Source organism: Saccharothrix lopnurensis (assembly GCF_042658445.1).
GTDB lineage: Bacteria > Actinomycetota > Actinomycetes > Mycobacteriales > Pseudonocardiaceae > Actinosynnema > Actinosynnema lopnurensis.
Genome location: NZ_JBHSQO010000015.1, coordinates 45,148 through 69,590 on the forward strand (window position 1 = coordinate 45,148; position 24,443 = coordinate 69,590).

18 protein-coding genes are annotated in these 24,443 nt (G+C 74.9%); 2 read left to right on the forward strand and 16 right to left on the reverse strand.

All coding sequences use genetic code 11. The annotated features are described in order from the left end of the window. Window positions 1-9 precede the first annotated feature (9 nt). The 10 genes from ACFP3R_RS16975 to ACFP3R_RS17020 form a co-directional block, all read right to left on the reverse strand. Complete coding sequence (locus ACFP3R_RS16975; RefSeq protein WP_380637178.1) at window positions 10-555, reverse strand: SagB/ThcOx family dehydrogenase; 546 nt, start codon at window positions 553-555, stop codon at window positions 10-12. Continuing rightward, entirely contained in the window at window positions 552-1,841 is a 1,290-nt protein-coding gene (locus tag ACFP3R_RS16980) for a YcaO-like family protein (RefSeq protein WP_380637179.1), read from the reverse strand. The genes ACFP3R_RS16975 and ACFP3R_RS16980 overlap by 4 nt, the downstream gene beginning before the upstream one ends. Next, window positions 1,838-3,178 (reverse strand): CocE/NonD family hydrolase, encoded by a 1,341-nt coding sequence (locus ACFP3R_RS16985; protein ID WP_380637180.1) that lies wholly within the window; start codon window positions 3,176-3,178, stop codon window positions 1,838-1,840. The genes ACFP3R_RS16980 and ACFP3R_RS16985 overlap by 4 nt, the downstream gene beginning before the upstream one ends. Next, window positions 3,168-3,947, reverse strand: coding sequence for a hypothetical protein (locus ACFP3R_RS16990; protein ID WP_380637181.1), 780 nt, complete (start codon window positions 3,945-3,947; stop codon window positions 3,168-3,170). The genes ACFP3R_RS16985 and ACFP3R_RS16990 overlap by 11 nt, the downstream gene beginning before the upstream one ends. Before the next feature lie 58 nt (window positions 3,948-4,005). Next, window positions 4,006-4,116, reverse strand: coding sequence for a streptamidine family RiPP (gene amiA, locus ACFP3R_RS16995; RefSeq protein WP_380637182.1), 111 nt, complete (start codon window positions 4,114-4,116; stop codon window positions 4,006-4,008). A 62-nt stretch (window positions 4,117-4,178) separates the two neighbouring features. Next, window positions 4,179-4,958 (reverse strand): ABC transporter ATP-binding protein, encoded by a 780-nt coding sequence (locus tag ACFP3R_RS17000; protein ID WP_380637183.1) that lies wholly within the window; start codon window positions 4,956-4,958, stop codon window positions 4,179-4,181. Next, a complete protein-coding gene (locus tag ACFP3R_RS17005; RefSeq protein WP_380637184.1) occupies window positions 4,955-5,908 on the reverse strand; it encodes a FecCD family ABC transporter permease in 954 nt (317 codons plus the stop codon). Before ACFP3R_RS17005 ends, ACFP3R_RS17000 begins: the two co-directional genes overlap by 4 nt. Next, window positions 5,905-6,855, reverse strand: a complete 951-nt coding sequence (locus ACFP3R_RS17010; RefSeq protein WP_380637185.1) for a FecCD family ABC transporter permease — start codon at window positions 6,853-6,855, stop codon at window positions 5,905-5,907. The genes ACFP3R_RS17005 and ACFP3R_RS17010 overlap by 4 nt, the downstream gene beginning before the upstream one ends. Then, the gene (locus ACFP3R_RS17015) at window positions 6,852-7,823 is read right to left on the reverse strand and encodes an ABC transporter substrate-binding protein (protein ID WP_380637186.1); all 972 of its coding nucleotides are present in this window, start codon (window positions 7,821-7,823) and stop codon (window positions 6,852-6,854) included. Before ACFP3R_RS17015 ends, ACFP3R_RS17010 begins: the two co-directional genes overlap by 4 nt. Beyond that, window positions 7,820-8,581, reverse strand: a complete 762-nt coding sequence (locus ACFP3R_RS17020; RefSeq protein ID WP_380637187.1) for a sugar phosphate isomerase/epimerase family protein — start codon at window positions 8,579-8,581, stop codon at window positions 7,820-7,822. The genes ACFP3R_RS17015 and ACFP3R_RS17020 overlap by 4 nt, the downstream gene beginning before the upstream one ends. A 354-nt stretch (window positions 8,582-8,935) precedes the next feature. Here ACFP3R_RS17020 and ACFP3R_RS17025 point away from each other — a divergent pair, with 354 nt between their 5' ends. Next, window positions 8,936-9,100, forward strand: a complete 165-nt coding sequence (locus ACFP3R_RS17025; RefSeq protein WP_380637188.1) for a hypothetical protein — start codon at window positions 8,936-8,938, stop codon at window positions 9,098-9,100. A 16-nt stretch (window positions 9,101-9,116) separates the two neighbouring features. Beyond that, on the forward strand, window positions 9,117-10,916 hold the full coding sequence (locus tag ACFP3R_RS17030; RefSeq protein ID WP_380637189.1) for an HEXXH motif domain-containing protein: 1,800 nt from the start codon (window positions 9,117-9,119) through the stop codon (window positions 10,914-10,916). 154 nt (window positions 10,917-11,070) lie between these two features. Here the strand turns inward: ACFP3R_RS17030 and fxsT are convergent, their stop codons facing one another. From fxsT to ACFP3R_RS17060, 6 genes are all read right to left on the reverse strand, one after another. Beyond that, on the reverse strand, window positions 11,071-15,207 hold the full coding sequence (gene fxsT / locus ACFP3R_RS17035; RefSeq protein ID WP_380637190.1) for an FxSxx-COOH system tetratricopeptide repeat protein: 4,137 nt from the start codon (window positions 15,205-15,207) through the stop codon (window positions 11,071-11,073). 2 nt (window positions 15,208-15,209) lie between these two features. Beyond that, on the reverse strand, window positions 15,210-16,172 hold the full coding sequence (locus ACFP3R_RS17040) for an AAA family ATPase (protein WP_380637191.1): 963 nt from the start codon (window positions 16,170-16,172) through the stop codon (window positions 15,210-15,212). An 86-nt stretch (window positions 16,173-16,258) separates the two neighbouring features. Next, on the reverse strand, window positions 16,259-17,734 hold the full coding sequence (locus ACFP3R_RS17045; RefSeq protein WP_380637192.1) for a VMAP-C domain-containing protein: 1,476 nt from the start codon (window positions 17,732-17,734) through the stop codon (window positions 16,259-16,261). Between the two features lie 330 nt (window positions 17,735-18,064). Continuing rightward, on the reverse strand, window positions 18,065-18,736 hold the full coding sequence (locus ACFP3R_RS17050; RefSeq protein ID WP_380637193.1) for a hypothetical protein: 672 nt from the start codon (window positions 18,734-18,736) through the stop codon (window positions 18,065-18,067). 107 nt (window positions 18,737-18,843) lie between these two features. Next, window positions 18,844-21,324 carry a DNA gyrase/topoisomerase IV subunit A gene (locus ACFP3R_RS17055; RefSeq protein ID WP_380637194.1) on the reverse strand — a complete coding sequence of 827 codons (2,481 nt, stop codon included), beginning with the start codon at window positions 21,322-21,324 and terminating at the stop codon, window positions 18,844-18,846. 20 nt (window positions 21,325-21,344) lie between these two features. Beyond that, window positions 21,345-24,359 carry an ATP-binding protein gene (locus ACFP3R_RS17060; RefSeq protein ID WP_380637195.1) on the reverse strand — a complete coding sequence of 1,005 codons (3,015 nt, stop codon included), beginning with the start codon at window positions 24,357-24,359 and terminating at the stop codon, window positions 21,345-21,347. Between the last annotated feature and the right edge of the window lie 84 nt (window positions 24,360-24,443).

Sequence of the window (24,443 nt, forward strand, 5' to 3'; positions counted from 1 at the left end):
CCGGAAACCCTAGCCCACCACGAACAACACCAGCGGCACCTCGCCGACCATCCCCCGCACCACCTCCTCGGAGAACCCGACCACCGCGCAGCACCTCAGCTCCAGCGCCGTCCCCACCAGGTACAGGTTCTGCACCGCGATCCCCGCGTCCAGCAGCACCGTGCGGTGGTGGCGCGCCCCGTACTTGGCCAGCCCCGGCCCCATCCGCCCGCTCAGCACGACCACGGTGCGGGCGCGCGAGGCGAACTCCGGCTGCGCGAACACCCCGTCCAGCTCGACCGGTCCCACCTCCTCCAGCGCGTGCGGCTCGCGGTGGTACTCGTGCAGCCCGCCGTCCACCACCACGTGCACCCGCAGCGACGGCAGGCCACCCGCGGTCGGGTTGGTGCCCAGCACGTGCGGCGGCACGCGCCGCTGCACGCCCACCGCGTAGCGCAGCAGCGTGCTCAGCACCCCGAGGCCCAACGGCCGGTAGGTGTAGCGGGACCGGCGGGTCAGCAAGACCTGCCCCAACGGCACGGCCAGGTCCGGCGCGGGGTCCGGCAGCGGGATCACAGGAACGGCGGCGGGTCGAGGACCAGGGTCGAGGTGTCGCCCCAGCGGGGCAGGCCGAGGTAGCGGAACGCGCCGGGGGCGTTGGGCACCAGGCCGGTGGCGCAGACGCGCACCACGCTCAACCCGGCCTCGGCCACGTCCGGCGTGGTCAGGTCGACGGTGGCGACGCGCTGCCCGGCCAGGCCCGCGCGCAGGTCCGCCAGGTCGCCGCGGCGCTCCGGCGAGACCACCCGGGACGGCCTGGTGAAGCGGTGCAGCAGCTCGGCCTGCACGCGCGGGTCGAGCCACACCTGCACCTGCGCGCCCAGGTCCCGCACGCGCGAGTACCGCTCCCCCGCCGCGTCCCGGTACGAGCGGTCGGGGCGGTGGTCCAGGTACAGGCCCTCGGCCAGGACGCCGGCGGCGATGGCCTGGAACACCCAGCCGTCGGGTTCCAGCAGCCCCTGGGTGAACACCCACGTGTGGACGGCCTCCAGCACGGCCTTCGCGCACGCCTCCACCGGGTCGAACCGCGCCGCGCCGCCGCCCGCGACGATCCCGGTGGCCGGGTCGACCACGACCGCGGCCACGCACGACACGGGGTGCTCGGTGGGCAGCTCCACCAGGTGGACCTCCAGCGGGCACCCGGCCAGTTCGGCGGCCAGGCCGGGCACGTCCTCGACCGCGATGCCGGCGGTCGGCGCGCCGAGGTGCCACCAGCGCTCCAGGGCGTCGCGCTCGACCAGCTCCAGCAGGGCGCGGGTGAACGCGTCCTCGGCGCTGACGCCCGTGGCGATGCCCGCGTAGTTGAGGTGGTGCAGGCGGGGTTCGCGGCGACGCGCGCCGGAGTGGTAGTTCAGGTAGGCCCAGGACGCGGGCAGCAGGCACGGCTCGCCGTCCTCCTCGCCCTCCGCCCAGGCGATCGGCACGTCGTCGGTGAAGGGCCGGTAGGGGAAGCCGGGCTGCTCGTGCTGCCAGGCGGCGAAGAACGGCAGGTCGTCGGGGCCGAAGTGGCGGACGCCCGCGGCGCGCAGCTCGCCGGCGGTCGCGGTGCGCAGGCCGGGCGGGACGCGGTTGCCGCAGTAGCGCTCCACCGCCTCGCCGACCGCCGCGGCGCGGGCCGCGTCCACGTCGCCGAACGTGGTGCCCAGGCTGACCCGGTCGGCGGGCCACGTGCCGAGCCGGCGGGCGTCGGCGACCTCGGCGGTGACGGCCCGGTAGCGGCGCGGCACCCCGGGCACCGGCGCGACGTCGACGAGCCTGCGCACGATCCCGGTCAGCGGGTCCACCAGCAGCGGCGCGGTCACGATGCGATCTCCTCGGGTAGGGCGGTGGCGGGCACGGCGTCCGCGCCCCGGTGGTGCCAGGGCAGGTCGGCGGTCGCCGCGCGGACCCCGCGCCGGCTGGGCCGCAGCGCGGTGGCGCGCACGGGGTCCTCGCCGGTGTGCGGGTTGCGGGCGTGGCGGGGCCAGTGGTGGCCCGCGACCTCCAGGCGCAGCGGCCCGGTGACCGCGAGGCCGACCGGCGGCAGGTCGAGGGTGACGGTGCGGGGCACGCCGGGTTCGTGCGCCACGCGGTGCACGGCGTGCGCCTCGTGGACCCCGTCGTGGGACAGCCGCACCACCCAGTCGGCGTCCGGGACGTCCGCGACCACGTCCAGGGTGACGGTGGCGCGGCCGCGCAGCTCGCCGGGCGGCAGGTCGGCGGTCAGCAGCGCGCACCGGGGGTCGGCCACCCGGGCGCCGGGCGCCGCGGAGCGGAACGGGTCGTCGGGGTCGGCACGGAACTCCCCGCGCGCGACGCGCAGCGGGACCCGTCGGCCGGCCGGGGTGTGGCGGCGCCACCCGTCCGCGAAGAGGAAAGCCTTGTCACCGCCCAGCTTCCCCAGCGCGCGGGCCCAGGCGACGTAGAGCGCGCCGACTCGGCGGCCCGCGAGCGCGGCGCCGGGCGCGGGCGCGTCCAGCTCGTGGCCCCAGGGCCCGAGGACCAGCCGGGTGGGGCCGCCCCAGCACCGCGCGAGCTCCTCGGTGTCGGCGGCGAACGGATCGCGCAGCCCGCCGACGGCCAGCAGCGGCATGGTCAGGCCGGGCAGCGCGTCCCACAGCCCGGCGGTGCGCCGGGGCGCGGACCACAGCTCGTCCCACCCGTCCACGGCGTCGACCACGGGGGTGTGCCGGAGGTCGTGGTTCCGCGTCGGGGAGACGTGCTCGCCCCACCAGCCGACCCGGCACGCGAGCCGCGCCGCGCCGCCCGGTTCGCGGGCGGTCTCGCCCAGGCCGAGCGCGGGCACGGCGGCCAGCACCCCGGCGACGTGCGCGGGCCGGGCGGCGGCGGCCACGACCGCGCAGTGGGCGGCGTAGGAGGCGCCGGCGGTGATGACCCGGTCGTAGCCCAGGCCCACCAGGTGGTCCACGACGGCCGCGCCGTCCTCGGCCTCGTGCCGGTAGGGGTGGAACGCGCCGGGCGAACCGTGCCTGCCGCGCACGTCGCCGACCGCGCAGTGGAAGCCGCGCCGCGCCCACGCGTCGGCCTCGGGCAGGTGGTGGTGGCGGCCGTAGGGGGTGCGGATGAGCACCACCGGGCCGGGTCGGTCGGCCGTGACGAGGGTGTGCGCGAGCCCCGCCACGGTCAGTTCACGGCGCACTGTCGGGCACGGGGAGCACCGGGTGGTCGGCGATCGCGCCGGTGTCGAGGTCGAGCACGCGCAGCCGCCGGTCGGCCGGGACGCCGGCCGGGGTCAGCGGGCCGCCGGCGCCGGTCGCGCCGGCGAGCCGGCGGGTCAGGTCCTTCACCGCGAGGGCGGCGACCAGCCGGCGCTCGACCGCGTCGGGCGCCTCGTCGCCGGTGACGACCCGGGTGCCCGCCCAGTAGGCGCGCAGGTGCCCGTGCCCGGAGCCGGCCGCGGCGAGCCGGCGCAGCCGGACGTCGCGGTGGGACACGCCGAGGGGTTCGAGCAGCACGTGCCTGCCCTCGCGGCTGACGCGCTGCCAGGCGATGCCGTGCCCGGCGAGCACGTCCAGCTCCAGCCAGTGCTCCGGCGCGGGGCCGTCGTGCCACGCGCACAGCGCGGCGGGCGCGAGGGCCAGCACGGCGGCCGGGTCGGGCGGCACCACGACCACCTTCGCCCCGGCCAGGTCCAGCGCGCGGACCAGTTCGTCGTCGGGGCCGCCGGCGGTGTCGAGCACCGCGACCACGCGCCGGTCCCCGGGCCAGGCGGCGCGGCGGCCCAGGTGCCCGGCGCGGGCGAACGCCGCGAGCTCGGGCGGTGCGGGCGCGTCGCCGGTCAGCGCCGCCCGGACCGCCTCGACGGTCTCGTCCGGCAGGGCGACGGCGAACAGCTCGCCGGTCGCGTCCCGCAGCACCGCGCCGGAGGGCCCGGTGAACAGCGCCGTGCCCGGCTTGAGGGTTTCCACGCGTCCGCCTCCTGGGTCGAGGGCCCGGGGCCGCCCGAACGGGCGGCCCCGGGGTGTGTCACTCGTCGTCGTTGCCGTCGAACGGGTTCTCGACCAGCGCGTTGCTGTGGCTGGCGGAGTTGTGCGGCAGCAGGCGCTCGGCCTCGACGTTCACGAAGACCTGGTCCATCGGACGTCTCCTCTCTGTCGGGTGCCCGGGTGACCGGGCTCGGTCGTTCGACCTCCACCAACCTAATCTGGAATGACAACCATTTTCAATACTTTCCCGGTGGTGATCCAGCGCACTTCGCCGGACACGCCGTAGACGTCCTTCAGCAACGCCGCGTCCACCACCTCGGCCGGCGCGCCGTCGACGTGCACCAGGCCGTCGAGCAGGGCCACCAGGCGGTCGGAGTAGCGCGCCGCCTGGGCCAGGTCGTGCAGGACCGCGACGACGGTGAGGCCGCGTTCCCGTTGCAGGGCGCGGACGAGCTCCAGCACGTCGATCTGGTGGCGCACGTCCAGGAACGTCGTCGGCTCGTCGAGCAGCAGCACCGGGGCGTCCTGGGCCAGGGCGAGCGCGAGCCGCACCCGTTGCCGCTGACCACCGGACAGCCGCTCCAGCGGCACGTCGGCCCACCGCGCGACCCCGGTGCAGCGCAACGCCTCCCGCACCTGGTCGTCGTCGGTGTCGCCGAGCATCCCGAGCGCACCGCGGGCCGCGTACCGGCCCTGGCGCACGAACTGCCGCACGGTCAGCCCGCGCACCACGGGCGTCGCCTGCGGCAGCACCGCCAGGCGGCGGGCCACCTCCCGGCGCGACAACGACCCCAGCGGGTCCGGACCTGTGTGGACGGTCCCCCCGGTCGGGCGCAGCAGTCCCGCGAGCACCCTCAGCAGCGTGGTCTTGCCGCTGCCGTTGCGCCCCAGCAGGCTCACCCACTCCCCCGGCTCCACGGCCAGGTCCACCCCCCTGAGCACGACGTGCCCACCGAACCGCACGTGCACCCCTTCGGCACGCAGCGCTGTCACCCGATCCCTCCCGTCCTCCGCGCGACCACCACCAGCACCACCGCGCCGATCAGGGCGGTGATCGCCCCCGCCGGCACCCCCACGAGCTGCCCCACCGCGTCTGCCGCCGCCACCGAGACCGCCCCGGTCAGCGCGGACGCGGGCACCGCCCAGCGGTGCACCGGCCCGACCAGCCACCGCGCGGCGTGCGGGGCGAGCAGCCCGACGAACGCGGTCGCGCCCACCGCCGCGACCGCCGCCGACGTCGCCACCGCGGCGAGCAGCAGCACCGCGCTGCGCCACGGCACGACCGCCAGGCCCACCGCGTGCGCGTGGTCGTCGTCCACGGCCAGCACGTCCAGCACACCGCCCAGCGCCGTCGCGACGACCAGCACGGCCACCAGCACCGGCCACAGCGGCGCCAGGTGCTCCCAGGTCCGGCCGACCAGCGAGCCCAGCAGCCACCGCGACACCGCCCCGGCCAGCTGCGGCCGCGCGGTGAGCAGCAGCAGCGTCGTGCCGACCAGCACCGCCGACACCACCACGCCGCGCACCGCGACGTCGCCGGAGGTCCCGACCACCACCCACAGCACCCCGCCGCCGACCACACCGCCCACCAGCGCGGCGGCGGCCATCGGCACGGGCTGCGCGGCGGCGCCGCCGACGACCGACGCGACCACCGCGCCCAGCACCGCGCCCGACCCGACACCGGTGATCTCCGGCGAGGCCAGCTGGTTGCGCACCCCCGCCTGGAGCAGCGCGCCCGAGACGCCCAGGCACGCCCCCGCGCACAGCCCGACCAGCAGCCGCGGCGCGCGCAGCTCCAGCACGACGGCGCGGGCGCGCTCGTCGTCGCCGAACAGCGCGCCGAGCGTCGCCCCGGTGGCCCCGATGCCGAGGTGCGCCAGCGCGGCGGCCAGCAGCAGCACCGCCAGCCCGCCGAGCACCAGCGGAGCACCCGGGCGCGTCACCGCGCACCCACCCGTCCCGACCGGGTCCGCCCCCGGACCAGCAGGCCGACGGCGACCGCCGCGAACGCGGTCAACCCGCCCACCGGCAGTTCGACCGGGTAGAGGGCGGTCCGCGCCACCAGGTCGGCCGCGACCACGAGCAGGGCGCCCAGGAAGGCGGTCGCCGCGACCCCGGTCGCCGCCGTGGCCGACCCCGCGGTCAGGCGCTCGGCCAGCCGCGGCGCGAAGAACCCGACCCACGCGACCGGCCCGGCGGGACCGACCACCACAGCGACCAGCAGCGAGGCCACCGCGAGCACGGCCACCCGCGCCCGTCCCGGCCGCAGCCCGGCCGACCACGCCTCCTCGTCGCCCAGCCGCAGCAGCCGGACCCGGGGCAGCACCAGCACCACCGCGGGCACCGCGAGCGCCAGCCCCACCGCGACCGGGCCGAGCGTCGGCCACGTCGTCCCGGTCAGCGACCCGAGCAGGTAGCGGACCAGCACCCCCTGCTCGCGCGAGTCGGTCGCGGCGGTGGCGGCGAGCATCACCGCCTGGCACGCCGAGCTGACCGCCGCGCCGATCAGCAGCACCGCGGCCGGCGAGGTCGCCCCGCGCACCGCCAGCAGCGTCACCCCGCCGCCGACCAGCGCCCCGACCAGGGCGGGCGTCAACGGCGCGCCGACCACGGTCACCCCGAACGCCACGCAGGTCCCCACCGCCGCCGCGGCCCCGCCGGCCACGCCCAGCAGCTCGGGCACGGCCAGCGGGTTGCGCAACGACGTCTGCAACAGCAGCCCCGCCACGCCCAGGCACGCCCCGGCGACCGCGCCGAGCAGCAGCCGGGGCGCGCGCAACTGCCACACCAGCACGTGCTCCAGCTCGGTCGCGGGGAACCACACCACCGGCTGCCCGAGCGCCAGCGACAACAGCACGACGACGACCGCGACGGCCGTCAGCGACCTCAAGCCGGGACCTCGGCCAGCGCCTCGTCCACCACCGCGGTGAGGCTGCGCAGCCCGCGCCCGGCGCCCCACAGCTTGGCGTGCACCTCGTGCACCTGCCCCGACGCCACCGCCGGCACCTGCCGCCACACGGGGTTGTCGGCCAACTGGCTGCTCAGCGTCCTGTCCTCGGACGAGAACAGCAGCGAGTACACGAACACCACGTCCGGTTGCCGGGCCAGCAGCTCCTCCACGCTGTAGTTGGAGGCGGTGTCGGTGTCGCCGCCCTTGGCGGGGAAGGGGTAGTCGAACAGCTGGTCCAGCAGGTGGCCCTTGAGCGAGGAGGCGGTGTCCACCCCGATGGCGTCCACGCTGCCGTACACCAGCAGGACCTTCCTGGCCGCCTGGCCGCTGTCGCGGGTCCGGGCGACGGCGTCGGCGAGGTGGCCGCGGAAGGTCTCCTCGGCGCGCACGGCCTCGTCGGTGCGGCCGGTGAGCGCGCCCAGGGCGCGCAGGTAGCCGACGGACTCCTCCCAGGTGGCGGGCTCGGCCAGCCACAGCGGGGCGAACCCCTCGATCGCGGGGCGGAGCGCGTCGTGCACCCCGGGCAGCCCGATGACCAGGTCCGGTTCGAGCCCGGCGATCGCCTCCACGTCCTCGCTGCCGAACGTGCCGGGCACGACGGGCACGGCCGCGCCCGCGTCGCCGAGCAGCGCCGGGTGGGTGATCAGCGCGGGGTTGCTGGTGCCCACCGGCGTCAGCCCGAGGTCGACCACGAGGTCGTCGCACAGGCCGTTGAGGCAGACGATGCGCTCGGGCGGCTCGGCCAGGGTGACCCGCTGCCCGTGCGGATCGGTCACGGTCAGCGAGGCGGTGAGCGGTTCGGCGGCGCGCACGACCGAGGTCACGACGGTGTCCTCCGCCTGCGGCGAGGCGGTGGCGCAGGCGGAGAGGAGCAGCAGTCCGGCGGCGGCCGGCGCGACGAGCTTCACGCGACCTCACCGACCCAGGAGAGCAGGGTGGCGGCGTCGCGGCGGAACGCGTCGGGGTCGTCGTCCCGGACGAACTCCAGCAGCACGTGCCGCTCGGCGTCGTCCCCGGCGAGCAGGGCGAGGACCGGCCGCCACAGGTCGGCGCGGTCGGCCAGCGGCAGGCGCTCGGTGAAGCCGTCCGCCCCCCACGAGAACGCGTGCACCGCGGCCAACCCGGGCAGCAGGGCGGTCACCTCGGCCAGGCACTCCCGCACGTCGGGCTCCTCCCGGGGCTGCCAGTGGCCGACCAGTCCGGGCACGTCGCGCCGCAGCCGGAGGGCGGAGTCGAGCGTGTCGGTCAGCGAGGAGACGTGGTGCTCGACGGTCACCGCGACCCCGCCCTCGGCCGCCAGGCGGGCGCACCGCCGCAGGTCGTCGGTGATGGCCTCGCGCTCCGCCGGACCGGTCTCGGCCGAACCGCGCACCCCGGCCCACACCCGGATCCGCGGCGCGCCCAACGCCCCGGCGGCGGCCAGCGCGCGGTCGAAGTCGGCGGGGTCGCTGTCACCGGCCTTGTAGTAGGAGCCGTAGGTGCCCACGGTCAGACCGCGCTCGCGGCACAACCGGGCGGCGCGGGCGGCCCCGACCGGGTCGCCGGGCGGCACGTGGACGTCGGCGCCCCACTCGACCACCCCCAACCCGGCCCCGGCGGCGAGGTCGACGACCTCCTCGACCGTCCTGCCCCGGAAGGTGACCGAAGCCAATCCTGCGGTGATCATGTGCGTCCTTCACTCGTGCGGGTGAGGACCCATACTTACCTGAAGATGAGAACGATTATCAAGAGCATGTTCGCCGAACGATCCTTCGACTTGACGTAGTCGCCGCCGGTCGCCCCAGGCCGGCACTCCACCCGATCGTGTGGTCGACGCGTGTACCCACAGCGCCGCCGGCGGCCGCGGTGCGTTGATACTGCTCCGGGTGCCGAAGGTTCCGGAGCGGCGCGACCAAGGGCGAGGGCCCCACCCGGGGGATCGCGGCTTGCGCTTCGGGGTGTAACAAATCGCGAACGACGGACCGACAGTTGGATACGGTGGTGCCTCGCCACCGGACGGGTGGCTTGGAAAGGACGGCACGTGAACGAGTTCGAGGTCAGGGCCGAAACCGGTCTGGTGGACCTGACCGGGGTCTCCCTCGACGCGCTCGGCTCGCTGGACCGGTCGGCGCTGGCGCCCTCGGTCGCGAAGCTGCTGTCGCAGATCGACCGGGCCGGCAGCACCGTCGGTGGCTACGACTCCTGAGCGGAACGTGTCGAACGTGCTCACCTACCACCGGATCACCCCGCCGCAACTGGACCGGCTCGCGGTCGGCGACAGCGGCACCGGGATCGGGCTGCTCGTGGACGCCGAGCGCAGCCGCCGCCTGCTGGCGCTCCAGGTGCTGCTCGACCGCTCGCGGCACGACGCCGCGCTCACCGCGCCGCTGCCCCCGGTGGACGAGGCGTGGCGGCTCCTGGTCGAGGCGCACCGCACCGCGCCGGAGCGGGTCACCCCGCTGCTCGGCCACCCGCACGTCGGCGTGTGGACCGGACACCTCCTGGGCAGGCTGCGGGGCAGGGTCGACCACCCGTCACCGCTGTGGTTCCACCTGGGCCAGTTCCACACGCTGGCGGTCGCGGCGGCCGTCGCCGCCGGTCTCGGCTTCCGGATGCCGATCCCGTTCTGGAACGGCGTGGCGGTCCTGCCCGGCCTGGGTTCCGCGCACCTGCCCACCACCGGGTGGACGCACGCCGACGTCGTCTCCGATGCCGACGGCGTGCGGGTGGAGGACCGGGAGGGCCGCGCGGTAGTGCGGATCGGCGCTGAGGACGACGCCGGGTGGCGTCCCTTCCGCGTCTTCCGGGCGCCGGGCGGGCCCGACGACCTGTCGATCAGCATCGACGACGCGAGCCCCTACCGCGGGCTCCGGGTGCCGATGCCGGTGGACCTGCTCAGCGACTCGGACGGCGACCGCTGGGTCGAGTTGCTCGCCGGGGCCTGGCCCCTGCTGGCGACCGACCACGCCGACCGGGCCCGGGAGATCGTCGAGGGGCTGTCGGTGATCACGCCCCGCCCCCTGGTGCACCGGTTCCGGCCGCACAGCGCGTCGGTCGGCGAGGGGTTCGGCGCGGCGATCGCGGCCGAGCCGCACGACCCGGCGGAGCTGGCCGCGGTCCTGATCCACGAGTTCCAGCACAGCAAGCTGAACGCGATCCAGCACCTCGTGGAGCTGTGGGGCGACGACCCGACCCCCGACAGCTACGCGCCCTGGCGGGACGACCCCCGCCCCACCGGCGGCCTCACGCACGGCGTCTTCGCCTTCACCGCCCTGGCCGAGTTCTGGGCGGTGCACCGCGAACGGGTGTCGGGGCGGGAAGGCGACCTGGCCGAGTTCGAGTTCGCCGTGCTGCGGATGCAGGCCACCCGGGGCCTCCGGGGCCTCAAGCACCGTCGACCGCTCACCGACCTGGGTCGCCGGTTCGTCGCCGGGGTCGAGCGCAGGCTCCTGGCGCTGCGCCCGCTGGAGGTCCGGGCCGACCTGCTGCGGGCCGCGCGGCTCGCCGTGGTCGACCACCGGGTCGGCTGGCGGGCGTGCCACCTGGTGCCGGACCCGCGCGCGGTGCGGGAGGCGGCGACGGCGTGGCGCAGGGGCGAACCAGCGCCGACGTCCATCGCCCGCTCCGTCGTGACCCCGGACCCGCGACCGCCCAAGCTCAACGTCAAGGGCGTGCTGACCAGGCTGCTGCTGGCCGACCCCGGGGAGTTCGCCGCGGTCGGGGGGGCGCTGGACGAGCGCCAGGTCTTCCCAGACTCCGCGGCGGGCGACTTCGCGCTGGTGGCGGGAGAACACCGGGAAGCGGCCGAGCTGTACGCGGCCGAGCTGGCGCACGGGTCGGACCGACCGGGCGCGTGGTCCGGCCTCGGGCTGGCGCTGTGGCTGCGTGGACCGGGCCCGGCGGCCACCGCCCTGCTGCGGCGGCCGGAGTTCGTGCGCGCGGTGCACCGGCTCGTGGTCGACACCACCGGCGTCCCGCCGCGTGCGGGTGACCTGGCCCGGTGGCTCGGCTCGGCGCCGTAGGGCCTGTCCTCACCGCGGGTGGCGCCGCTCGGCCTCGGTCCGTGGTACGCCGCCGCGGTCGACGAACTCGGCCACCGGGTTCCGGTCGCCCCCGCCGCCGCGCCGGTCGCCCCGCCGACGGGGTCACGCCCCTGCGGCGAGGACGCCGGGACCGTCACAGGGGCAGCGGGTCGATGTCGCAGTTGGCCCGGCCCTCCGGATCGCTGAGCACGGTGATGACCGGGTGCCGGGGCCCCAGCCTCGCCCGGAGGCCGCGCAACGCGTCCCGGCGCAGCTCCGCCGCTTCCCCCGCGGTGGCGAACACGCGCTGGTCCTGGGCCAGGTTGGCGCGGCACACCAGCGTGGTCGGGTGGTCCGCGCCGAGCCTCATCACGGCCCGGCCCAGGGTCACCGCCCCCACCTCGTAGGCCGCCCACAGGTCGCCGTCGGCGTGCAGGTCGCTGGCCAGGTTGACCGCGGTGACGATCGACGAGGGGTGGTCCTCGCCGAGCCGCTCGCGGAAGGTCGACGTGGTGGCCCGGTCCAGCTCCAGCGCACCGGTGACGTCGCCGGTCAGCCGCTTCACCGTCGCGACGTTCACGGCGGCGGCGAGGGTGTGCGGGTGCGTCGGGCCCAGCACGCGCCGGTAGCTCTCGAACACGTCGTCGGCCATCCTCGCGCCGGTCGGCAGGTCCACCTCCCTCAGGTCGATGGACCGGCTGAGCCTGGCGGCCAGCGTGTCCGGGTGGTCCGGGCCGTAGCGCAGGGTGAAGCCCTCCAGCGCCTCGTCGACCGCCTCCAGCGCGCCCCCGTGGTCCCCCGCCTTGCGACGGGACACCGCGAGCTGCCGCAGCGCGAGCAGCAGCGCCGGGTGGGTCGGGCCGTGCAGGCGGCGGTACGTCGCCACGACCTCCTCCAACGAGGACCGCGCGCCGAGGTAGTCACCCGCCTCCCGCCGGTCGATGGCCAGCCCGACCTGGGTCATCAACGCCTGGAGGTGCTGCCGGTCGAACGTCTTGATCTTCTGCCGCCACGTGTCGGCGTCCAGCGCGTACGCGGCCTTGAACTCGCCCGCCAGGCGCAGGCTCACCCCGAGGTTGTGAGCCGCGTTCAGGGTGATCGCCTCGTCGTTGTCGAAGGCGTCCCGGCAGATCGCGTGGTTGCGCCTGGCCAGCCTGAGCGCTTCGGCGAAGTCACCGGCGGCGCGCTTGTCGCCGGCGACCGCGTTCACCGCCTGGATGGTCATCTCGTGCGCGTCGCCCCCGGTGCGGCGGCACAGCTCCAGCAGGTCCGCGTTGAGCCGGGACGCCTCGCCGAACCGGCCGAGCACCCACCACACGAACCCGAGCCACAGCCCTATCCGCAGGGTGTCCGGGTGCTCCGGGCCGAGCTGCGCGGTCCACCCCCGGTACAGCACCTCGGCGAGTTCCGCGCTCTGCTCCGGCTCACCCCAGCGGTGCAGGAACTTCACCTGGTGGCGGTGGAACCGGCGGACGGAGTCGTCCTCGCACTCGACGGCCCCCGAGGCGAACAGGTGGGCGTTGAGCTCCGCGTAGAGCGGCCAGTGCTCGGGGTTCTCGGGCTCCTTCGGGTCCTTCGCCGCGATCACCAGGTGCGCGACGTGGCGCATCCCGGTTCGTTCGCGCTCGTCCATCCGGCTGACCAGGGCCGCCTGCACCAGCCGGTGCACGTCAAGGGAGAAGGTGCTCCGGTCGAAGCGAGCCAACCCGTACCGGCCGACCTCCCGGAACGCCTCGCTCAACCGCATCCGGTCCCGCAGCAGCTCCTGGAGCTCCGGCGGCGCGGCGATGTGGCCGCCCCGGGCGAACAGGGCCCGGGGCACGGGCTGCGGCGCCAGGAACGCGCACACCTGGAGCAGCCGCAGGGCGGGCAGGTTGTCGCGGCGCAGCTGCTCCAGCGACAGCGTCCACGCGGCGGCGACGCTGAGCGGGTACTCGCGGTGGGGCGCCAGGTCCGCGAGCTCCGAGCGCCGCTGGTCGAGCAGCCGCAGGTACTTGTCCGCCGACGTCCCGGTGCTGCGGCGCCAGGTGGCCGCCTGCATCAGCGCCAGGGGCAGGTCGCCCAGCGCGTCGGCCAGCCGGTCGGCGTCGCCCTCGGGGAGGGTGGCGTCGTGCTGCCGCAGCAGCGCGGTGCTCTCGCGCCGGCGGAAGACGCCCACGTCCACCACGTGCGCGGTGTCGCCCCAGCCCGCGTGCCGCGAGGTGATCAGCACCGAGCCGGAGGTGCCGCGCGGCAGGTACGGCTCCAGGTCCTCGGCGCCGGTCGCGTTGTCGAAGATGAGCAGCCAGTTCCCCGGCACCCGGTGCGGTCCGACGCCCCGCAGGGCGTCCAGCACGGGTTGGACGGCGCCGCGCGCGCCGTCGCTGAGGGAGATGCCGAGCCGCCGTCCCAGCTTCAGCAGGGCGTTGACGATCTGCACCCGGCGCGACGCCGGGATCCAGCAGATCACGTCGTGGTCCCGCTCGTGCCGGTGGGCGTACTCGATGGCGACGTGGGACTTGCCGACCCCGCCCGTCCCGTGCAGGACCACGGTCGCGGTCGTCCCGTCGCCGGGCGCCAGGCGCGTGCGCAGGTCCGCCAGCAGGTCGTCCCGGCTGGTGAACGCCGGGTTCCGGCCCGGCACGTCCACGACCAGCGGCACCCTCTCCCGCTCGGCCGGGCCGGCGGGAACCGCGTGCCGGTGCCCCGGGCCGGCGGGCAGCCCCTCCGGGGTCCTGCCGAGCAGCGCGCCGAGCCGGTGCGCCTGCGGCTGGTGCGCCCCGGACAGCGCCTGGAGCACCGCCAGCTCGGCCTCGAAGAAGTGCGCGGTCGCCGGGGAGACGTCCTCCGCGCGCACCTCGCCGCGCGCCGCGCGGGCGGTGTAGCCGAGCAGGTCGGGGATGCGCTCGCCCAGGTGCGCGTGCACGTAGCGGCGGACGCGGGCGGTGGTGGCGCGCCTGCCGTGGGCCAGCAGCTCGGACCGGACACCGGCCACGAAGTCGTAGACGACGCCGCCGGCGCCCATCGGCGAACCGGCGGTCACCGGCACCACGAGCGGGCTGGCGAGCAGTTCCGCCTGGTGCTCCAGCTCGGCCGTCGACACGCTGGTCCGGATCAACGACATCAGGTCGGGGTCCAGCGGCGACGCGGCCAGGTGGACCGCCAGGGTGAACGCGGTCGGCGACGCCGCCGCCTGGAAGTCGGCCACCAGCCGGGCGGCCGAGGCGCGTTCGGCCGGCGGCCCCTCGGTCCGGTCCGGCCGCGCGGGCACGAGCACGGCGCCCAGCGCCATCGGCCCCGGCGCGCCCGCCGTCATGCGGCTCCAGCGGTCCAGCGCGGCCGAGCCGAGCTCCAGCACGCAGACCGGCATCGCGTCGTCGAGGCCGTCGAACACCCCGGGCGCCTCCGCCTGCGGTGTCCACTCCAACCGGGAATTGGCCGCGCCGGGGGCGGGTGAGCGGATCAGCAGCCGGTGGATCTCCAGCCCCATGCGGTTGGCGACGGACCAGGGCAGCAGGTGCACGAGCGCGACCGGGTGCGCCGTCCCCCACAGCCGCAGCACCGCCGACGCGGTCCCGTCCCGCCACATGTCGGCCACCCCGTCGGTGACGACGAGGACGACCCGGCGCCGCGCCGGGTCCACCAGTTCCGCCACGTGCCGGCGCGGTGCGCCCCGGCCCGTGCCGCGCAGCGCCGGCACGCCGTCGGGTCCGGGGCCCAGCCGGCGCACCCGCACGTCGCGGAACGCCCCCAGCCTGGTCAGGGTGGCGACCAGGTTGTCCACGTCGTGGGCCCAGAACCCGACCGAGGCGCTGTCGTCCACGACCACGACCACGTCCCAGCGCAGCTCCCGCACCGGCCGGTAGACGGGCAGCCACCGCTGGTCGCCCGCGGCCCGGGTGGCGGTGGCGTCCTCGTCGAACTCCTGGTCCCGGTCCGACCACGTCACCTGCTTGAGCGGGCGCAGCGCGCGGAAGACGCGACGGCCGACGGTGACCCGCCCGACGCGGCGCGGCCGGTGCGCACCGCCGCGACCCGGCCCCACCGGGCCCGGCTCGGGCCGGGGCTCGTCCCCGTCCGGGTCGGTCCCGTCCCCGTCGACGTCCCAGTCGACCAGCCGCCACGCCGCGGGCCCCGGCTCCGACCGCTCCCCCCGGCGGTGTGGCCCGGCGGCCGCGTCGGTCGGCGCGGGTTCGGCGGCGGCTCCCCCGTGCTCGGCCGGCCCGCCGACCGCCCGGCCCCTGCGCCGGCGCAGGGCCAGCCACAGCGCGTCGGCGATCTCGCGGGCGAACAGCCCGCTGTCGGGGCGCACGGTCACTCCCTGGCGGAGAGCTGGTGCCAGACGGTGTTCACGACCTCGTCGAGCGACCGGCGACCGGCGACCGTCAGCGGGCTCGACCGCACCAGGTGGACCGCGTTGAGGAGCTGGTCGGCCGCCATGACTCCGGTGCGGCGGCGCTCCTCGAACATCGCGATCAGCTCCTCGGTGAGCCCGGCCTCGTGCTCGGGGAAGTGGGCGGCCACCATCGCGGCCAGCCTGTCCGGCGTCGGCTGGGGCAGGGTGAGCTCGATGCAGCGCCGGAGGAAGGCGGGCGGGAAGTCGCGCTCGCCGTTGCTGGTGATCACGGTCAGGGGGAAGGCGTGGCACTGCACCCGCCCGTCGACCACCCGCGCCCGGCCGTCCGGGTCGTGGGTGTGCACGACCACCTCGGGCGTGCGGTCGCGGACCCGCACCAGCTCCGGGATGGGGAACTCGCCCTCCTCGAAGATGCCGAGCAGGTCGTTGGGCAGGTCGAAGTCGCCCTTGTCCATCTCGTCGATCAGCAGGACCCTCGGCAGCCGGTACGGCAGCATCGCGGTGCCCAGCGGTCCCAGGTGCACGAAGTTGCCGATGTCGCTGTTCTCGTGCATGGCCATCGCCTGCGCCCGGCCGAACGCGTCGTAGCCGAAGAGCCCGGACTCCAGCCTGGTGCGGCTGGTCACCTGCCACCGCAGCACCCGGCCGAGCGCCAGCTCGTGGGCGATGGAGTAGGCGAGGCTGGACTTGCCCGACCCCGGCGGGCCGGTGATGAGCAGCGGACGGGCCAGCGCGATGGCCGCGTTCACACCGTTGAGCAGGTCGAAGTCGCGGGTCAGGTCGAGTGGGACGAGGCCCAGCCGCCGTTCGGACTCGCGGGGGTCGACCGCGGGCACCGGCAGGTCCGGCTCACCGGAGAAACGACGCCACGGCGGCGGCTCCGGCCACTCGGCGGCCAGCAGGTCCGCATCGACCGGCACCCCGGACCCGCGGTACACCCACCAGTCCGGCGCGTCCGGTTCCGGACCGGCGGATAAGTGGGCCGGGCCGGCGTCGTCCCGTTCCGTCAATTCGACCGCCCCTCCGCGCGCCACCACGACCCCGGTGGTTCCGGAACCCGATCGGCGTCGTCCCACAGTAGGGCAAAGCTGTGCCCCGGGTGGTGCGCCTCGTGGTTCCCCCCGCCGCGCAGGGCCGCGCGGCGCAGTTCCCGCACGCGCAGCGGCAACTGCCCGATCCCGCCCTCTCCCAACACCGATTCCACGGCGTCCCGGAAGAAGTCGCTGGAACAGTCCCGGCGGTCCCACAATATCGCCGGTATTCCAGCCCGGAACGCCATCGACACCTCACGCCACGCGACGCTGTTCCGGTCGCCCGGCGGTTCGCTCAGCACCATCGACACGATGCGCTCGTCCGCGCTCAACTCGGTCGCCAGCCTGGTGAAGTGCTCGTCGTCCCCGCCGGGCGCGCTGCGGTACGAGCGGACGTCCGCCGAGCTCGTCGCGATCGCGCTCCAGCGCCGCCGCCACGCGAACCGGTGGCGGGCGGCGCGCATCCGGTCCAGGCTGCGCAGCACGACCGGGTGGTCGATCGCCAGCGGCACCCGGTCGACCGACATGGACGACTTGCGCCAGAACTCCACCGGCGTGTTCAGCAGCTCCCACGGCAGCACGAACTCCAGGTGGATGTCCTGGGCGTGGACGTCGTCGGCGAGCACGCCCAGCTCCGTCTCCAGCTCGCCGACCAGCCGGTCCACCTCCACCTCGACCTCGGTCAGCCGCACCTCGACGTCGCCCTGGCGACGGGGGCGCCAGCCGTTGACGTCCCACTGCCACCAGTACGACAGCATCAGCACCTCCTCGTCGAGCGGGTCCGGGTCCAGCTGGATCACCAGGTAGGCGTTCGCGGACCGGTGGGCGGCCGCCAGCGCCGGGTACCACTCGGCCTGGTCGACGTGGCCGGGCAGCTGGAACCTCGCGGCCCAGTCCCGCCACCAGCCGTGGCACCTCTCCGCCACGGCGGGGTCGTCGACGCTCTCGGCCAGGCAGGCGAGGAACAGCACGGCGGGCGGCGGCGACCCGGCCACCGCGTTCGCCCCGGCCAGGTGCAGGAACGCCGTCCACGCGGACCGGCAGCGCGACGGCAGGGGCCCGCCCCGGCCCCTGAGCGCCTTGTGGGCCAGCTCGCGCAGCCAGCGCAGCTCCTCGCGCCCACCGTCGGCCAGCCGCAGCGCGCCCAGCACGCCGCGCAGGTCCTCCCAGTCGTCCGAGGGCAGCGCGGTGTAGGCATCCCACTCGTCGCACAGCAGGACCATCTCCGCCAGCTGCGGCGTCAGCGGGTCGAGCACGGACACCCCGTCGATCAGCACGCGCAGCCCGTCCGGCAGCTTGCCGCACCGCCCCACGAGGTCGACGAACTGGAGCCGCGGCGCGGTCCCCCGCAGCACGAGCACGTCGCCGAACGAGTCCGTCAGGACCTCGACGAGCATTTCGCGACCGGATTCGCCGTGCAGGACGGGACAGCGCACGAGGGCTTCCACCATTTCCCGCTTGATCCTGGCCTGAACACCACCACCGCGAGCGGGAAGCACCAAGACCCCGTCCCCCTCACCCGACCCGAGGTCGCGCACCGACAGCGGAAGTCGTTCCACCGGCTCACGGTCGAGCGAGTGGCTTGAGATGTTCCCCGGATCGCGCGATCCCGGCAAGTCACCGGCTCGCCGGTGTCCGGATCGCAATGACGCGCGTGCCGATGACGAATGCGTAGTCGCACAATTGCGGACCGACCCGGAACGCGAGCCGTTGTCGTCCGGGCCCGGCCGCGCCGGAAAGGCACCCCTCCCGGAACGGGTGTCAGAGCCGCGGAACGGGCGTCAGAGCTCCGGCACGGTCCACTGCGCCGTGGCGGTGGCCACCAGCACGTCACCCGGCCCGTAGATCGAGGTCACCGTGGCCGCCACCGGTCCTACCCGCCGCACCTGCCGCGCGACCACCACGTGCCGCTCGCCCGGCACCGGCGGCGACACCAGGTCGGCGGCCATCCTGGTCAGCGTCATCGGCTCGTCGGTCGCCCAGCTCGCCGGGCAGTCCAGCGCGGCCCACAGCACCTCCGGCGAGGTCTCCACCGGCGTCCACGTGCAGGCCACCTCGTTCTCCCCCACCAGCCCCGGCGCCAGCATCAACCCGTCGAGGCGGTCGTGCCCGCACGCGAAGCACGTGGGCGACGGGTGCGCGTCGAAGCCCGCGAAGGACTCCGCCGCCCGCTCGGCCTCCAGCACCCCCACCGGCGGCAACACCGGCACCGGGTCGGGGCTGGCCACCATCGTGGCCACCACCTGCTCGCCGAACACCAGCACCGCCTGGTCCGGGCTGATCTCCAGGTGCAGCGGCTGCTCCAGCGGCACCGGCAGCAGCAGCGACACCACCGGCGTGCCGTCCACCGGACCCACCGACGAGGCCAGCACACCGCACGTGTAGCCACCGTGCGCGGTGTCCGGCGCGCCGCTGAAACGCGCCGGGACCACCACTCCGCTCTCCGCGATCACACCTCTAACAGTGCCCCGGAACGGGCCTCGCCAACCCCGACCGGCCCCGGCCGATCCGGTCGGGGCCGGTCGGCCCGGTGGCCCCGACCCGCTCCGGCCGGCCCCGGTCAGCCCCGTTCGACCAGGTGACCCACCACGTCCGGACCGGGGTGGGCGTGCCCCGAGCCGTCCCGGCGCTCGTCCACGGCGGGCAACTCCACCGGCGACCCGTTCTCCGCCGCGCCCGCCGGCCTCGGCCCGACCCACGCCAGCGCCAGCCCGCCCTCGTCCTTCAGGAACCGCTGCGCCCGCACCCCGCCGGTCGCCCGGCCCTTCGCCGGGTAGACCGAGAACGGCGTCACCTTCACGCTCCGCCCCGTCGACGTCACGACCATCGGCTCACCGTGCTCGTCGTCGTCCGTGCGCACCGCGCCGAAGAACACCACCCGCGCGCCCGAGGCCAGGTTGATGCCCGCCATGCCGCCACCCCGCAGGCCCTGCGGGCGCACCAGCGACGCCGGGTAGCGCAGCAGCGAGGCGTCCGAGGACACGAACACCAGCGACTCCTCGGCGCCGCCCAACCACGTCGCGCCGACCACCTCGTCACCCTCCTTGAGGGTGATCACCTCGAACTCGTCCGACCGCACCGGCCACTCCGGCGAGCACACCTTCACCGTGCCCGACCGCGTGCCCAGCGCCAGCCCCGGCGACTCCCCGGGGATCACCGGCGCGATCCCGACGACCCGCTCCCCCGCCACCAGGTCGACCAGCTCACCGGCCGCCATGCCACCGCTCAGCGACACCGTGCCGCTCTGCTCCGGCAGCACCGGCAGCGGCAGCACGTCCGTCTTGAACGCCCGGCCCCGGTTCGTCACCAGCAGCACCTGCCCGCGCGCGGTCGTGTGCACCACCGCCGCCACCGCGTCGTGCCGGACCCGGCCGCTGCGCCGCCGCGCCTCGCTCGCCTCCTCCGACTCCGCCGCCGTGCGCGCCACCAGGCCCGTCGCCGACAGCACCACCTGGCACGGGTCGTCCGCGACCTCCAGCGGCCCGGCCGGCCTCGACGCCGCCAGCACCTCCTTCAGGTCGCCGCCCAGCAGCACCGTCCGCCGCTCCCGGCCCAGGTCCTTGACCACCCGGCCCAGCTCGGCGGACACCAGCCGGCGCAGCACCCGCTCGTCGTCCAGGATCTTGCTCAGCTCCGCGATCTCGCCGCGCAGCTTCTCCTGCTCCGCCTCCAGCTCCAGCGAGTCGTAGCGGGTCAACCGGCGCAGCGGCGTGTCCAGGATGTAGGACGCCTGCACCTCCGACAGCGCGAACCGCTTGACCAGGCCCTCCTTGGCCGCCGCCGCGTCCTCGCTGCCCCGGATCAACCGGATCACCTTGTCGATGTCCAGCAGCGCCTTCAACAGGCCCTCGACCAGGTGCAACCGCTCCTCGCGCCGCCGCCGCCGGTACCGGGTACGCCGCGTCACCACCTCGTACCGGTGCCGGAGGAACACCTCCAGCAGGGCCTTCAGCCCCAGCGTCCGCGGTTGGCCGTCCACCAGCACCAGGTTGTTGATGCCGAACGACTGCTCCATCGGCGTGAGCCGGTACAGGTCGGCCAGCAGCGCCTGCGGGTTCACCCCGACCTTGCACTCGATGACCACCCGGATGCCGTTCTCCCGGTCGGTCAGGTCCTTGACGTCGGCGATCCCGGTGAGCCGCTTCGACTTCGTCACCTCGTCGGTGATCTTCTCGATGATCTTCTCCGGGCCCACCCCGTACGGCAGCTCGGTGATCGTGATCGCCTGCCGCCCCCGGCTGCCCTCCAGCGGCCCGGTCTCCACCCTGGCGCGCATCCGCACCACCCCGCGCCCGGTCTCGTACGCCTTGCGCACCTCGTCCAGCCCGAGCAGCACCCCACCCGTCGGCAGGTCGGGGCCCGGCACGAAGCCCATCAGCTCGTCCAGCGTGGCGTCCGGGTGCGTCACCAGGTGCCGCGCGGCCGCCACGACCTCGCCCAGGTTGTGCGGGATCATGTTCGTCGCCATCCCGACCGCGATCCCCGACGTGCCGTTGACCAGCAGGTTCGGGAAGGCGGCCGGCAGGACCGACGGCTCCTCCAGCGAACCGTCGTAGTTGGGCCGGAAGTCGACCGTCTCCTCGGCCAGCTCCCCGACCAGCAACATCGCGGCGGGCGACATGCGGGCCTCGGTGTAGCGCGACGCGGCCGGGCCGTCGTCCGGACTCCCGAAATTCCCGTGCCCGTCGACCAGCGGCGTGTTCAGCGAGAAGTCCTGGGCCAAGCGGACCATCGCGTCGTAGATGGCCGTGTCACCGTGCGGGTGGTACTTGCCCATGGTGTCGCCCACCACGCGCGACGACTTCACGTAGGGGCTCGTCGGCCGGTGCCCCTGCTCGTTCATCGAGAACAGGATCCGCCGGTGCACCGGCTTCAGGCCGTCCCGCGCGTCGGGCAGGGCGCGGGAGTGGATGACCGAGTACGCGTACTCCAGGTAGGAGTCCTCGATCTCGGTGGTGAGCGAGTTGTCGAAGACCTGGGCGCCGGCGCGGTCGAAGGCGGACGGGTCGACCCGGGTGACGGGGGTCTTGCGGCGTGCCATGGCTGGGCGTTCCCTCGTGTTCAGACGTCGATCGCGGACTGGTCGACCCGGGCGGCCGACTCGACGAGCCACGCCCGGCGCGGCTCGACCTTCTCACCCATCAGCAGCTCCAGCGCGGCCTCCGCGGCCTCGGCGTCGTGCATGGTGATGCGGCGCACCGAGCGGGTGGCCGGGTTCATCGTGGTGTCCCACAGCTCGTCGGCGTCCATCTCGCCCAGGCCCTTGAACCGGGGCACCGGCTTGACCACGGTCTTGCCCGCCTTCTCCAGCCGGGCGACCCGCTGCTCCATCTGGCGCTGGGTGAAGGTGAAGTGGGTCTCGGGGTTGCGGCCCCTGGTCATCACCTTGTGCAGCGGCGGCATGGCGGCGTAGAGGCGGCCGTCCTCGATGACCGGGCGCATGTACTTGGCGAACAGGGTGATCAGCAGGGTGCGGATGTGGGAGCCGTCGACGTCGGCGTCGGCCATGAGGATGACGCGGCCGTAGCGCATGGTGCCGAGGTCGAACGTGCGGCCGGTGCCGGCGCCGAGGACCTGGACGATCGAGGCGATCTCGGCGTTGCGCAGGGTGTCGGCGAGGCTGGCCTTCTGCACGTTGAGGATCTTGCCGCGCAGGGGGAGCAACGCCTGGTACTCGGAGACGCGGGCCATGCGCGCGCTGTTGTGGACGAAGACGCCGGCTTCGAGGGCGAAGTTGTGGTAGCCGTCCACGGTGAGGTCGTACACGTCGGCCGTCTCGATCAGCGGTTCGACGGAGGCGACGGTGTGGTTGACCCGGCTCGCGGCGTCGCGGAGACGGGACAGGTCGCCGTCGAAGCCGTCGAGGAGGCGGTCGAAGCGCAGGCCCGTGCGCGCGGTGGCCAGGCGCTCCTCCTCGTAGGCGGCGCCGAGTGCGGCGTCGTCGAGCCGGAGGAGGGGGCGCAGTCGCCTGAGGGCGGCGAGGTCGGCGTACTGCCCGGTCGTGGTCCGGGAGCGCCAGGCGCGTAGGTCTGCGTCGCGCCACTGGGCGGAGAGCATCGCGGACTTGAACTCCAGGCCGCCTGCGGCCGGCCACGCCCGGTGACCGGCGTGGACGTGCTCGCCCATCGTCGAGGCGTGCAGGGCCGCGTGGTCTTCCCAGGTCATGCGCCGCAGGTTGCGCGGGTCGTTGTTGCGCTTGTCGACGTCCACGTGGTGACGGACGGTGCCGTTCTCGGCGCTGTCCAGGCCGTTGCGGAGGTTGTGGGCGTCTGCCAGGTAGTGGGTGTAGACCCACTCGGCGCGGTCGTTCATCCAGATGCGCTCGTAGCCGTCGAGCTTGTCGCCCGCCGCCTTGGACGAGACCGACCGGTACAGCGGCATCAGCGAGTCTCCGGCCTGCAACCGGTCGGCGCGGCGGTAGGAGCCGTCGCGCAGCCGGAACAGGTGGTCCGGGGTGCAGCGGACGGATTCGCCGGTGTCGAGGGTGACCCGGACGAGCGGCGCGGCGCGCTTGGTCAACCGGGGTTCGACGAGCGGGGCGACGACCACGCGGCCGGCCCTGTTGGTGGCGTAGCCGAAGTGCGTGACACCCCGCTGCCAGTCCGCGGCGAGGTCGGCGAAGCTCATCGCCCGGCCGGAGGCCAGCGCGACCGTCGTGTCACCGGTGAAGCAGCCCAACGCGCTGTCGCCCTCGACGAGGAACAGCTCGCTGCGCGCCACCCCCGTGGTGCGGCAGTCGACCAGCTTGGGCGGCATCGCGGCGCCCTCCAGCGCCGTCTTGCGGCGGGCCGCGTCCTTCTGCTGCTTCTGGGTCAGCCGGACGCGGGCGGCGTCGACGACCTTCTGGAGGACGATCTTGGCCTCGCCCTTGGTGCGCCGGTCCTCGGTCCACGCCCTGATGTGCTTCTCGACGATGCCCTGGGTGACCTTGGTGATGCCCGCGGTGGACAGCTCGTCCTTGGTCTGGGAGGTGAACTGGGGCTCGGGGATGCGCACGTGGACGACGGCGGTCATGCCCTCCAGCACGTCGTCGAGGGTGGGTGGGTCCTCCTTGGGCTTGAGCAGGCCCCTGGTGCGCCCGATGGCGTCCTGCACGGCCTTGAGCACGGCCCTCTCGAAGCCGCGCCGGTGGGTGCCGCCGTGCACGTTGCGGATGGTGTTGGTGAAGCACTCGACGGTGCGTTCGTAGCCGGTGCCCCAGCGCAGCGCGATCTCGACCTCGGCCTGGCGCTCGACCTTGGACCGCATGACGCCGTTCTCGTCGGCGGCGTTCTCGTGGTAGACGCCGTCGCCGGTGATCAGGAGGGTGCCGGAGACGGACTTGTCGTTGGCGGGTGCGAGGAAGTCGACCATGTCGGTGACGCCGCCGGGGAAGTGGAAGGTCTCCTCGCCGGCGGTCTCACCGGTGGCGTCGCGCAGCACGTAGGTGACGCCGGGCACGAGGAAGGCGGTGTTGCGGAGCTTGGCGCGGACGCCCTCGACGTCGAGGGCGGCGCCGTTCTCGAAGTAGCGGGCGTCGTGCCAGTACCGGATGGAGGTGCCGGTCTTCCTGGTGCGGCCGGTGACGCGCAGGCCGGTCTGGCGGGTGAAGGCGGCGTCGGGTCCGGGGCCGTCGAAGACGCCGGGCACGCCGTGGGCGAAGGACATCTCGTGGGTCTTGCCCTCGCGGCGCACGACGACGTCGAAGCGGTGGGCGAGGGCGTTGACGGCGGAGGCGCCGACGCCGTGCAGGCCGCCGGAGGTCTTGTAGCCGGAGCCGCCGAACTTGCCGCCGGCGTGGAGCCTGGTCAGGACGAGTTCGACGCCGGAGAGGCCGGACTTGGCGTGGACGCCGGTGGGGATGCCGCGGCCGTCGTCGTCGACCTGGACGCTGCCGTCGGCGTGGAGGGTGACGACGACCTTGGCGGCGTGGCCGGCCACGCCCTCGTCGGTGGCGTTGTCGACGATCTCGGTGAAGAGGTGGTTGACGCCCCTGCTGTCGGTTGACCCGATGTACATGCCGGGGCGCTTGCGAACCGCTTCCAGACCTTCGAGGTGGGTCAGGTCGTCGGCACCGTACAGGATCTCAGCGGTCACCGGGTCGTTCTCCCCAGGTCGTGGCGTATGTCGAGCGGTTCACGGTAGAGGAGGGTAGTCAGTGGGTCCGACAATTCCGCGTGA